13 protein-coding genes and 1 pseudogene are annotated in these 11,842 nt (G+C 57.6%); 8 read left to right on the top strand and 6 right to left on the bottom strand.

The window, feature by feature from the left end; translation table 11 throughout:
• Nucleotides 1–39: 39 nt before the first annotated feature.
• A complete protein-coding gene (locus tag AC3WMT_RS10610; RefSeq protein WP_007908575.1) occupies nt 40–333 on the bottom strand; it encodes a hypothetical protein in 294 nt (97 codons plus the stop codon).
• A 57-nt stretch (nt 334–390) separates the two neighbouring features.
• Nucleotides 391–534, bottom strand: a pseudogene (locus AC3WMT_RS10605) (arylesterase); the annotation flags it as partial.
• A 151-nt stretch (nt 535–685) separates the two neighbouring features.
• Between AC3WMT_RS10605 and hxsA2 the strand changes: the two are divergent.
• From hxsA2 to hxsC, 4 genes are read left to right on the top strand one after another with little or no spacing between them, the layout of a single operon-like run.
• On the top strand, nt 686–970 hold the full coding sequence (hxsA2, locus tag AC3WMT_RS10600; RefSeq protein WP_103304730.1) for a His-Xaa-Ser repeat protein HxsA2: 285 nt from the start codon (nt 686–688) through the stop codon (nt 968–970).
• Nucleotide 971: 1 nt separating this feature from the next.
• Nucleotides 972–1,274, top strand: a complete 303-nt coding sequence (locus AC3WMT_RS10595) for a His-Xaa-Ser system protein HsxD (protein WP_103304729.1) — start codon at nt 972–974, stop codon at nt 1,272–1,274.
• Entirely contained in the window at nt 1,267–2,724 is a 1,458-nt protein-coding gene (hxsB, locus tag AC3WMT_RS10590; protein WP_103304728.1) for a His-Xaa-Ser system radical SAM maturase HxsB, read from the top strand. The genes AC3WMT_RS10595 and hxsB overlap by 8 nt, the downstream gene beginning before the upstream one ends.
• Nucleotides 2,718–3,881: a His-Xaa-Ser system radical SAM maturase HxsC gene (gene hxsC, locus AC3WMT_RS10585; protein ID WP_103304828.1), complete on the top strand. Its 1,164-nt coding sequence runs from the start codon at nt 2,718–2,720 to the stop codon at nt 3,879–3,881. The genes hxsB and hxsC overlap by 7 nt, the downstream gene beginning before the upstream one ends.
• Before the next feature lie 18 nt (nt 3,882–3,899).
• On the opposite strand, the gene AC3WMT_RS10580 is transcribed toward hxsC, so the two are convergent.
• Nucleotides 3,900–4,505, bottom strand: coding sequence for an arylesterase (locus AC3WMT_RS10580; RefSeq protein ID WP_177431411.1), 606 nt, complete (start codon nt 4,503–4,505; stop codon nt 3,900–3,902).
• Nucleotides 4,506–4,515: 10 nt separating this feature from the next.
• Here AC3WMT_RS10580 and AC3WMT_RS10575 point away from each other — a divergent pair, with 10 nt between their 5' ends.
• Genes AC3WMT_RS10575 through greB form a run of 3 tightly spaced genes read left to right on the top strand, consistent with a single transcriptional unit; the run spans nt 4,516 to nt 8,235 of the window.
• The gene (locus AC3WMT_RS10575) at nt 4,516–5,199 is read left to right on the top strand and encodes an ABC transporter ATP-binding protein (protein WP_103304726.1); all 684 of its coding nucleotides are present in this window, start codon (nt 4,516–4,518) and stop codon (nt 5,197–5,199) included.
• Nucleotides 5,199–7,703 (top strand): ABC transporter permease, encoded by a 2,505-nt coding sequence (locus AC3WMT_RS10570; protein ID WP_103304725.1) that lies wholly within the window; start codon nt 5,199–5,201, stop codon nt 7,701–7,703. The genes AC3WMT_RS10575 and AC3WMT_RS10570 overlap by 1 nt, the downstream gene beginning before the upstream one ends.
• A 34-nt stretch (nt 7,704–7,737) precedes the next feature.
• Nucleotides 7,738–8,235, top strand: a complete 498-nt coding sequence (greB, locus tag AC3WMT_RS10565) for a transcription elongation factor GreB (protein ID WP_008079921.1) — start codon at nt 7,738–7,740, stop codon at nt 8,233–8,235.
• A gap of 6 nt (nt 8,236–8,241) precedes the next feature.
• On the opposite strand, the gene AC3WMT_RS10560 is transcribed toward greB, so the two are convergent.
• From AC3WMT_RS10560 to AC3WMT_RS10550, 3 genes are all read right to left on the bottom strand, one after another.
• Nucleotides 8,242–8,550 carry a hypothetical protein gene (locus AC3WMT_RS10560; protein ID WP_103304724.1) on the bottom strand — a complete coding sequence of 103 codons (309 nt, stop codon included), beginning with the start codon at nt 8,548–8,550 and terminating at the stop codon, nt 8,242–8,244.
• 249 nt (nt 8,551–8,799) lie between these two features.
• A complete protein-coding gene (locus AC3WMT_RS10555) occupies nt 8,800–9,234 on the bottom strand; it encodes a DoxX family protein (RefSeq protein WP_103304723.1) in 435 nt (144 codons plus the stop codon).
• Nucleotides 9,235–9,346: 112 nt separating this feature from the next.
• The gene (locus tag AC3WMT_RS10550; protein ID WP_103304722.1) at nt 9,347–10,768 is read right to left on the bottom strand and encodes an MltF family protein; all 1,422 of its coding nucleotides are present in this window, start codon (nt 10,766–10,768) and stop codon (nt 9,347–9,349) included.
• A gap of 236 nt (nt 10,769–11,004) precedes the next feature.
• Between AC3WMT_RS10550 and AC3WMT_RS10545 the strand changes: the two genes are divergently transcribed.
• Nucleotides 11,005–11,811, top strand: a complete 807-nt coding sequence (locus AC3WMT_RS10545) for a TatD family hydrolase (protein ID WP_103304721.1) — start codon at nt 11,005–11,007, stop codon at nt 11,809–11,811.
• Nucleotides 11,812–11,842 lie beyond the last annotated feature (31 nt).

Genomic DNA, 11,842 nt, shown 5'->3' with positions numbered 1-11,842 from the left:
TACCGCAGGCTCGGGCCGCGATCGGACAATCTTTTGATCTTAAAGCTCGAATCGCAACTCAGGCCAGATCGGCGACGTGCCGCGCTTCTGCGACTCCAGAATCGCCCGGCACAGCGAGCACAGGCGCTGATCCTGAAACACCCGGCGATCCACGCTCGACCAGCGCGGCTGCGCCGGCAGCAGACTGCCGCAGAGGGTGCGATCGGCCGAGCCGCCGAGTTCGAGTTGACGGGTCACCAGATGCACCCGCACTTCCTGGCAGGCGAACAGATCCAGCTGCTCGTCAGGCTCGATCAGTTGGTAGGCAAACAGGGACCAGGCAGAACGCGACATCGGGGGCTCCAAATAAGGGGGCGCCACATTAGCCGAAAGCCTGCCCTTAGAAAAGCCTCATAACAGCGGTTTTAGCGTCGGCCAGACATTTTCCAGCAACTTGCCCTGAGCCCCGGCCGCCGGGTGCAGACCATCGGCCTGCATCAAGTCCGGATGACCGCCCACGCCGTCGAGGAAAAACGGCACCAGCGGGATCTTTTCCCGAGGGTGACGGCTTGAAATTTACCGCTATTGCTACGTCTGTCGGATTTTGGCGGCCGAACACGTTGCAACGTTAATTCCATATTGACATTACGCTTACCAGGCGGAGAGACTCAGCGAGTAACCCCACCCTTGATAAGGAAATCTAATAATGAAAAATCGCGCCTTTCTGGTACCTATGGCTACTCTGGCAGCTGCTGTAGCTACAGAACATGCTTCAGCATCAGCGCCTCACCAGATCGTCGAATCCCCCGCCGACCAAACAATCTCAATTCAGTCCCCTCCTCAGAGCGAAAACCTCTCGGTACGTGGCGGCAACGATTTGTTCACATTTGTATTGAAGCGCGGTGACCAAGGTCAATTCATGGCCTATCACAGCTCTCACAGCTCCCACGCATCGCACAGTTCACACAGCTCTCACCATTCGGGCTCCTGACATGAAATACGAGGTGACACTCGTATTTGACGAGCAGCTCTACGACGCCCAAACGCTGCAAAAAGCCGCTTATCGTGCGATGAACTCACTGACGGCTGATATTGCGCGTTCTGAAGGAAAACTCAGCTGCGTTCTGTCCTCTAATATCGGCATCGACGAACCCTCGTTTCTGCTAGCTACTCAAGAATTCAAGAAGGACGTAGTCGACTACCAGCTTCGTCTCCGGCTGGATGCTGAAACTCTGCAAATCAAAAATCTGATCCTTGGACTGACCTTCTCAAAAACCGGGCTGATCAGTGAGTAAATTTCAAAAGCTGGACTTTTATGCACAGCAGCGTACTTACGAATTGCTGCCATTCAAATTTGACCGCCTGAATGACTGCGAATACGTCATTACCAATATGGCGGGCGAGTACCACATCCTGCCGATGCTGGTGCTCGAACCGCTTATCAACAGAACGCTACCGCTTACATCAGAGCTGATACCAACGCTCCGCTCGAAGCAGTTCATCCGATTTCCAGAAGAGCAAGCGCCTCTCCAGCTACTCGCTCTCAAGATTCGCACCCGCTTGTCCAGGCTTGCTCAGTTCACCAATCTGCATATCTTTGTTGTAACCCTTCGATGTGACCATAGCTGCCCCTATTGCCAAGTCTCCCGGCAATCGGAAAGCAGAGATGAATTTGACATGACTTCAGAGATGGCTGACCGGTCATTGGATTTCGTTTTCATGTCACCGAATCCGGCCATCAAAATTGAGTTTCAGGGCGGTGAGCCGTTGCTGAATTTTGAGATGGTGAAATACGTCGTCCTCGAGGCTAAAAAACGCAATCTCAAAGAAGGCCGTGACCTTCAGTTCGTGATCGCAACCACGCTTTCACTGTTGACTGATGAAATGCTCATTTTCTGCAAGCAGCACCACATAGTGCTGTCTTCCTCCCTCGACGGGCCGATGAGTCTCCATAATGCCAATCGCCCGCGTCCCGGACGAGACAGTCACCAGCGTTTCGAAGAAGGGTTAACCAAAGCGCGCGCAGCACTCGGTTACGATCAAGTGTCTGCTCTGATGACGACCACTGACAAGAGCCTACCCCACGCAAGGGCCATCATTGATGAGTACCTGCGCCTTGGCTTCGATGGGATTTTCCTCCGAACTCTCTCGCCATATGGCTTTGCAATCAAGACCAAGAAATTCCTTTCATATGACACTGACCGCTGGCTGGAGTTTTACAAGGAAGGTCTTGAGTACATCATCAAGCTGAACAAGTCCGGCGTACGATTTGTGGAACAGTACTCATCACTTGTGCTGGCAAAAATGCTCACATCCACTGACCCCGGATTCGTGGATTTGATGAACCCCGCGGGTGCTGGAATTGCTGCCATCGTGTTCAATTATGATGGTTCTGTCTATGCCTCGGATGAGAGTCGCATGCTTGCTGAGATGGGCGACTATACCTTCAGATTAGGCAATATTCTGGAACAATCTTATGAGGAGATCATCCTCTCCGATCAACTGCTAGATGCGCTGGAAAACTCCTTCACGCTGAGTGTTCCTATGTGCTCGGACTGCGCATTTGAACCCTACTGCGGCTCAGAACCTGTCTACCATCACGCCATGCACAAGGATCTGGTAGGTAGGAAACCAGAATCCTCGTTTTGTAAGCGAAACATGGCGATCTTCAAACACCTCATTGAATTGATGGAAAGCGACGAAGACACAAAACGGATTTTTATGGGATGGGCCAATCGATGCTGAAGCTCAGTGGAAAAATAATCCGTATCCAAGCAGTTGATGTTTCCAGGGATCTCACGCTAATCAAGGTTTCCACAAACCGGAACCTTCCCCAGATCCTGCGAAGAGAAATGGCCTACTTGGTGACCGGATACCCGATCCCCGGCGGATTTGCGCACTATCTTCTGACTGAGCAACATCAGGGTTTGGCTCAAGAACTCCCATTGGGTTCCGACCACTCGGTCCTGCCGAATGACTATGACTACATTGATAACAATGACATTGTCCGGCTTTCCGCTGATCGTCAAAGCATACGGGTTCTGTTTCGTGCCTCGTCGCCGAACAACAGCATTCTGCTGACTGAGCAGTGCAACAACTATTGCCTTATGTGCTCACAACCTCCTAAAACAGCCGATGACTCATGGATACTCGATGAAATCGAAAGCTTGATCCCATTGATTCCTAAGGAAACCCGCGAGCTAGGATTCACTGGTGGGGAGCCTACGACCAACAAGGAGCGGTTTCTTAAAATCATTAGCCTGACAAAAAGCTATTTGCCAAGAACCGCCATCCACATCCTTTCGAACGGAAGAAGCTTTAAAGACTCGGACTTTGCTGAAAAATACGCGGCGATACAAATACCCGATGCGATGGTCGGCATTCCAGTCTACTCAGACGATCCAATGCTGCATGACTACATCGTGCAAGCTCGAGGCGCATTCGACGAAACCATCCGAGGCATTCTGAACCTGAAACGCTTGGGGCAGAAGGTTGAGATTCGGGTCGTCTTGCACAAGCTGTCAATTCAGCGGCTTCCTCAGTTATGTGAGTTCATTGCGCGCAATCTCTTGTTCGTTGATCAGGTTGCTCTGATGGGGCTTGAAATGATGGGGTTTACTCGCGCTAACCTTGACGAGCTATGGATTGATCCCATTGAGTACAAAGACACTCTCAGCAAATCAGTGCAGATTCTTACCAAATATGGAATGAACGTTTCGGTCTACAACCATCAGCTGTGTCTGGTTAATGCAGACATTCTTCCGTACTACCGAAAGTCAATCAGTGACTGGAAAAATGAGTTTGCGCCGGAATGCCTGACCTGCCGAAAGCAAAGCGAATGCGGAGGCTTTTTCTCGTCAGGGATCAAATTTGGATACAGCAAACAACTTTCTCCTTTCTGACGCCTCCGCAGGGCTATATCAAAGCAGCGGTTTTAGCGTCGGCCAGACATTTTCCAGCAACTTGCCCTGAGCCCCGGCCGCCGGGTGCAGACCATCGGCCTGCATCAAGTCCGGATGACCGCCCACGCCGTCGAGGAAAAACGGCACCAGCGGGATCTTTTTGTCGTTGGCGAGTTTGCCGTAGACCTCGGCGAAGGCGTCGGTGTAGCGCTTGCCGTAGTTGGGCGGCAATTGCATGCCGAGCAACAGTACCTTGGCGCCGCTCTGGCGGGAGCTGTCGATCATCGCCGCAAGGTTTTGTTGCAATTGAATGGGCGGCATTCCGCGCAGGCCATCGTTGCCGCCCAATTCGAGGATCACCAGTTCCGGTTTATGCTCTGCAAGCAGCGCCGGCAGCCGCGCCTGGCCCCCGGCACTGGTGTCGCCACTGATGGAGGCATTGACCACTTTGTCGTCAAAACCCTCCTTCTTGAGCCGTTGTTCGAGCAACGACACCCATCCCAAGCGGGTATCCAGTCCGAAACCGGCGCTGATACTATCGCCAACGATCAGGACAGTACCCGCCGCTGCGTTCTGGGCCATGCACGTCAAGGCCAGGCCAGCACTCAAAAACCACACACGCATCGGATTCTCCATGGGCGCAAGCATTCTCACCGCGAAGAACCTCAGCAAAGTGGTTCCCAGCGCGGAAGGTGAACTGACTATCCTGCACGAACTCAGCCTGGAACTGAACAAGGGCGACAGTCTGGCCATCGTCGGCGCGTCCGGTTCCGGCAAATCCACCCTCCTCGGCCTGCTCGCCGGCCTCGACCTGCCCAGCAGCGGCGAAGTCACCCTCGCTGGCCAGAGCCTGAGCAACCTCGATGAAGATCAGCGCGCACGTATCCGTGCCGAGCATGTCGGTTTTGTCTTTCAGTCGTTCCAGTTGCTCGACAGTCTTAACGCGTTGGAAAACGTCATGCTGCCGCTGGAACTCGATGGCCGCAAAGACGCCCGCGAGCGTGCCACCGAATTGCTCCAGCGCGTCGGCCTTGGCCAGCGCCTGACGCATTCGCCGCGCCAGCTCTCCGGCGGCGAGCAGCAACGTGTGGCGATTGCCCGTGCGTTTGCCGCCGAGCCTGACGTGCTGTTCGCCGACGAGCCCACCGGCAATCTCGACAGCCATACCGGCGAGCGCATCAGCGACTTGCTGTTCGAGTTGAACAAGGAACGCGGCACCACCCTGGTGCTGGTGACCCACGACGAACGCCTGGCCCATCGCTGCCGGCGCCTGATCCGTCTTGAAGCCGGGCTGTTGGTTGCCCCTCTGGAGCCTTGATGGCACGTTTGCCGCTGTTGCGTCTGTTCAGCCTCGCCATTCGCCAACTGCTGCGCGACGCCCGCGCCGGTGAATTGCGGGTGTTGTTCTTCGCGTTGGTCGTGGCGGTGGCGGCGAGCACTGCCATCGGTTACTTCGGCGCCCGCCTCAACGGCGCGATGATGCTGCGCGCAACCGAGTTTCTCGGCGCCGATCTGGTGCTGGAAGGCAGCTCGCCGGCCCGTGACGAGCAGATCAGGAGTGGCACCGAGCTGCGCCTGAAGCATGCGCAAGTGGTGGAATTCTCCAGCGTCATCGCCACCGACAATGGCATTCAGTTGTCGAGCATCAAAGCCGTCGACCGTGCCTATCCATTGCGCGGCGAACTCAAGAGCGCGCCAGCGCCCTTTGCCGCAGAACAATCCGGCGGTGAACCACAACCCGGCGAAGCCTGGGTCGAAGCACGCCTGCTGACGGCGCTGGATCTGAAGATCGGCGACAGCATCGATGTCGGCATGAAGACGTTGAAACTGACTCGCGTGCTGACTTATGAACCGGATCGCGCCGGCAACTTCTATAGCCTGACACCCCGGGTGATGATCAATCTCGATGACCTTGCCGCCACCGGCGTGGTGCAGCCCGGCAGCCGCGTGAGTTTTCGCGAACTGTGGCGTGGCGAACCGCAGGCGCTGGAAACCTATCGGCAATTGATCAAACCGGGCCTGGCGGCGAACCAGCGAATTCAGGATGCCCGCGACGGCAATCGGCAGATTGGCGGCGCGTTGGGCAAGGCTGAGCGCTATCTGAACATGGCCAGTCTGGTCGCGGTTCTGTTGGCCGGTGTGGCCGTGGCGTTGTCGGCGAATCGTTTTGCCAGTCGGCGTTTTGACGCCAGTGCCTTGTTGCGTTGCCTTGGTTTGTCACGCCGGGAAACCATGCTGCTGTTCAGTGTGCAACTGACCGTGCTGGGGCTGTTCGCCGCACTCAGTGGCGCGTTGCTCGGCTGGCTGGCACAACTGGGATTGTTCGCGCTGCTGCATGATCTGCTGCCCAGCGATGTTCCACCGGGTGGTGTGTTTCCGGCGATTGCCGGGATCGGCACCGGGCTGGTGGCCCTGGCAGGTTTCGCCCTGCCGCCGCTCGCCGCGCTGGGTCGGGTACCGCCGTTGCGCGTATTGCGTCGGGACATGCTACCGATTCCATCGAGCACCTGGATGGTTTACGGCGCCGCATTGGGCGCGCTGGGTCTGATCATGTGGCGCTTGAGTCTTGATCTGCTGCTGACGTTTGCCCTGCTCGGTGGCGGTGTCGTCGCGGCGGTCATCCTCGGCGGGCTGCTGCTATTGTTGCTGAACAGTTTGCGCCGCCTGTTGGCCCGCGCTTCGCTGCCATGGCGTCTGGGTCTTGGCCAACTGTTGCGCCATCCATTGGCGGCCGCCGGGCAATCGTTGGCGTTTGGTCTGATTCTATTGTCGATGGCGTTGATCGCCCTGCTGCGCGGCGAATTGCTCGACACCTGGCAAAACCAGTTGCCGAAAAACGCGCCGAACTACTTCGCCCTGAACATCCTGCCGGCGGACAAACAGGCGTTCACCGATCATCTGATCAAGGTATCGGCGCAAGCGGCGCCGCTGTACCCGGTGGTTCCGGGGCGACTGATCAGCATCAACGGCGAACCGGTGCAGCAAATCGTCAGCAAGGATTCGGCGGGCGACCGTGCGGTGCAGCGCGACTTGAGCCTGACCTGGGCGGCGGATTTGCCGGCGGGCAACAAGCTCACTGCCGGCCAATGGTGGCAAGATCAGCCAACCGACGATGTGCCGGGCGTTTCGGTGGAAGGCAAAGTAGCGGAAAGCCTCAAGCTCAAGCTCGGCGATCACATGGTGTTCAGTGTTGGCGGCGTCAATCGTGAAGCGAAGGTCACCAGCCTGCGCGAGATCAACTGGGACAACTTCCAGCCGAACTTCTTCATGATCTTCCAGCCCGGCACCTTGAAGGATCTGCCGGCAACCTACCTGACCAGTTTCTATCTGGCGCCCGGTCATGATCAGCAGATTGTCGAGCTGTCGCGGGCCTTCCCGGCGGTGACCATTCTTCAGGTCGAGGCGCTGCTCGAACAGCTGCGCAGCATCCTCGCTCAGGTCACTCTGGCGGTGGAATATGTATTGTTGTTTGTCTTGGCGGCCGGCATGGCGGTGCTGTTTTCCGGCTTGCAGGCAACGCTGGATGAACGCATTCGCCAGGGCGCGCTGTTGCGGGCACTCGGCGCCGAGCGCAGGTTGCTGGTCAAGGCCCGACGCATCGAGTTCGGCCTGCTCGGCGCGGTCAGCGGTTTGCTTGCGGCCATCGGTTCGGAAGTCGTGAGTCTGGTGCTGTATCGCTACGCGTTCGATCTGCCGTGGCATCCGCATCCGTGGTTGTTGGTGCTGCCGCTGATTGGCGCGGCGCTGATTGGCGGTGCCGGTGTGTTCGGCACGCGTCGGGCACTCAACGCAAGTCCGCTGACAGTGTTGCGCGAGGGTTGATAGACTCCAGCCGTCTTAATCACAAGAAGTTGCCATGAGCCGTTATCGCCCTCCCCGCACCGCCGGCACCGCGCTGATCACCCCTGAAGGTGAAGCGCGGATGCGTGCTGAATTCCATGAGTTGTGGCATGTGCGCCGCCCGCAGGTGACGCAATCGGTCAGCGAGGCGGCGGCGCAGGGCGATCGCTCGGAAAACGCCGAATACACCTACGGCAAGAAGATGCTGCGCGAGATCGACAGTCGCGTGCGCTTTCTGACCAAACGCCTGGAAGCATTGAAAGTCGTCAGTGAAAAACCCAGCGATCCGAACAAGGTCTACTTCGGCGCCTGGGTGACCATCGAAGACGAAGACGGCAAGCAATCGCGCTACCGTATCGTCGGCCCGGATGAACTTGACCTGAAACTGGGCCTGATCAGCATCGACTCGCCATTGGCCCGCGCCTTGATCGGCAAGGCGCTGGATGCAGAAGTGCGAGTGCAAACGCCGACGGGCGAGCAATTCGTCTATATCGTGGCGATCGAATACCTGTAAGGCGTATCAGCGGCGAGTGATCAGGCCCTGTCGTGCAACGCGGGTCAGTTGCTTGATCATCTCCGGCGCATCTTGCGCACACGGCGCCTGAATCACCGCCAGATCAAAACTGTCACTGGCAAAGCGCGCCAGCGACTCGCCGTCTTCAACAAACTGGATCAGGAACGCGGCAGGACCGCCACTGCGACGTGGCCAGCCATCGAGATAACGCAACAGCGTCGGCTGATGTTTACCGCCAAGGAGGATTTTCGGGTTGCGCTGGGTGATGTGTGCCGTGATCGGCGCGGGACGTGCTGGAGGGCGTAGTGCATTCATCGTGTCGTGTCTCTGCCTCAAAAGTCTGCATGGCAGGTGAGAGGCAACACCGAACCAGCGCTTTAGCGGTATTTCGAAGCCCTGTTCCGGCTTCTGACGGCAACTGTTGAAGTCACCTGGCGCCCCGCAAGTAGCTGTTTAAATCGGCGCATGGGCAACATCCTAGAGAACGTGACCGATCAGTGTCAAGAATCAGCCGCAACAAAAAAGGCCCGCACAATGCGGGCCTTTTGGCTTGACCTAGAGCGCTCAACCGGCGATGGCGCGATCCACCGAAAGCTTGCCGGCACCTTCGATCAGTACGGCGAGGCTGCCACCGAGCAGGGCCAGTGCGAACTCGTAGCCGTTGTTGGCCATGAACAAGCCGTTGCTGATGTGCACGGTGAAGATTGCCACCAGCGACAGGAAGGTCAGACCCAGCGCGGCCGGACGCACCAGCAAGCCGATGATCAATGCCAGGCCAGCGAAGAATTCAGTGCCGCCAGCCAGCGTAGCCATCACGTAGCCCGGGTGCAGGCCAATGCTGTCCATGTACTGCGCGGTGCCCGCCAGACCGTAACCACCGAACAGACCGAAAAGCTTCTGCGAACCGTGGGCGGCGAAGATCACGCCGACAGCAATGCGCAGAATGGTCAGACCGTAACCAGCGCGGGTGAACAGTACTTTGTTGATCAGAGAGCTCATGGGGCGTTCCTTGTTTTTGCGAGAAGTTGTGTGTGTTGGTTGGCCGCTATATTAATCAGTTAATTTCATGTTAAAAGCGCAAATATTCCGCCATAACAATCAAATTATTCGATCATTTTCGTGAGACGACTTTCTGCGCCCCGGGCTCCAACGACTCCCGCTCCCGGTCGAACGCCAAGTAATACTTGTTCACGCTATTAACATAGCTGACGGGCCCCATTCCCACCTGCTCCATGGCGATGCGCTCGACCTGGAAGAACCACTGGTTGGGATTCAACCCACGCCGGCGGGCCTCGGCACGCATGCCCTGCACTCGCTCGGGGCCGATGTTGTAGGCCGCCAGCGTGAACGCCATGCGCTCGCGCTCATTGAGTTTTGGGCTGTTGAAGAATTTGCGACGGATCATTGCCAGGTACTTGGCTCCGGCCTGCACGTTTGCATCGAGATTCTGAATATTGTTGACGCCGACCCGTTGCGCGGCGGACGGGGTGATCTGCATCAGGCCGGTCGGGCCACTGCCGCTGCGGGCATTGGGTTGCAGCGCCGATTCCTTGAACGCCAGTGCTGCCAGATTCAGCCAATCCATGCGCTGTGCTTCGGCATGCTTTTGCAGGGTTGGCCGCAGTTTTTCCAGACGCTGGCGATCAGCCTTGGCCAATGGATAGTGAACTTGATAGAGACGGCGATAGATGCGCAGGAACGCCGCGTCTTCGTTCGCCGGTTTCTTGTAACCGGTGAGGAAGCGATCAATGCTCGCGCGCAGCATCGAAGCATCCCGGCGCACGAACCAGTATTCCTCGCCCGGTTCGCTGATCATCACCTGTCGATCAAATCGCAGTTTTGGCAGGATCTTGCCCCAGCGCTCGGCAATCGGTTGCTCGACGATGGTCAGGTGAAAGATTCCGCCCTGGACCATTTCCAGCACGTCTTCGACCGCCAGTGTCGGGTCGACCCATTCGATCTTGATCGGCGCCAGTTTGTGCAAGGCCAGTTTCTGATTGAGCTGGCTGACCGCTTCGCCCGCCGCACTGCCGGTGGGCAACGCGAGGGTTTTACCGGACAGTTGCTCGACCTTGGTGTAGCGCCGCTCGCCCTTGATGCCAACCAGCACCAGCGGCACGTTGCTGGCGATCGGCTCACTGCTGGCTACCGCGTGCCCCGGTTGCAGCTCAAGCAATTCACCCGGCGCGACCAGATCGCCTTCGCCGCGCTGCAATGCACCGAGCAATTGATCCTTGGCTTTGGGAATGATCTTGAGAGTGATTTCCTGACCGTCACGGGCATGACCGTTGAGGTATTGCTCGAAGGCGCGCAGGCGATGGTATTCGATACCGATGGACTGACCCTGGACTTCGCCGGAGCTGTTGCGGCTCTGGTTGACCAGCACCCGCAGCACGCGACTGCTGCGAATTTCCGCCAGATCGCGGACTTTCGCTGCCGGCACGGCTTGCAGCGGCCCGGGCAGGCGCGCAACCGCCGTCATCGGCAGTAGCAACGATCCACACAACAGCAACAAAACCGAGGGACGAACCATCCACTCTCCGAAAAGAATACGGGGCGATTTCACCGCTGAACGGTCGAAATCACCGACGAAAACAGAGCGCCATGAGCGCTGGCAAAGTGCGAGAGACTGGCACAGTAGTGGCAACTTTGCCAAACCGGGCTGCGTCGCGGCATCAAAAGACAGCTATAACTCGTTGTAGTTCTTGGCTTTTCTTATGAATCTACAGCTCTGGTATGCTTTCCGGCCTTCGGCCCGAGGTAGCAACCATGCAACTCATCGATATCGGCGTCAACCTGACCAACCCAAGTTTCGCCGACAAACACCAGGCCGTACTCGACCGCGCCTATGCGGCCGGGGTCTGCCAATTGGTGCTGACCGGCACCAGCGTCGAGGGTAGCGAGCAAGCACTGGAGCTGTGCCAGCAACTGGATGACGGCGGGCAACGCCTGTTCGCCACCGCAGGGATTCATCCGCATTCGGCCAGTGAATGGAATGCTGACAGCGCCCGCCGTCTGCGCAGTTTGCTGAAGGAAACCAACGTGGTGGCGGTGGGTGAATGCGGACTGGACTTCAACCGTGATTTCTCGCCGCGCCCGCAGCAGGAAAAAGTCCTCGAAGAACATCTGGCGTTGGCCGTCGAACGGCAACTTCCGGTTTTCCTGCATGAACGCGATGCCAGTCAGCGCCTGCTGGAAATTTTGAAAGACTTCCGCGATCACCTTCCCGCCGCCGTGGTGCATTGCTTCACAGGCGAGCAAAAGGCGCTGTTCAGTTATCTCGACCTGGACCTGCACATCGGCATTACCGGCTGGATCTGCGACGAACGCCGGGGCACGCACTTGCATCCGCTGGTCAAAGAGATCAAACGCGGACGGCTGATGCTAGAGAGCGATGCGCCGTACCTGTTGCCGCGCACCTTGCGCCCGAAGCCGAAGAATGGTCGCAATGAACCGGCGTATCTGACCGAAGTGCTGCGCGAGGTAGCGTTGCATCGAGGTGAGACCGAGGAAGATCTGGCGGCGCATAGCACTGCGTGCGCCCGCGCATTCTTCAAGCTCCCCAGTCTCTCCTGACACACCAGAATTCCCCCTGTAGGAGTGAGCC

The organism is Pseudomonas sp. FW305-7, from assembly GCF_058786735.1.
Note: the sequence above shows the minus strand (reverse complement) of the source record. Positions and strands in the feature narration are given on the sequence as shown.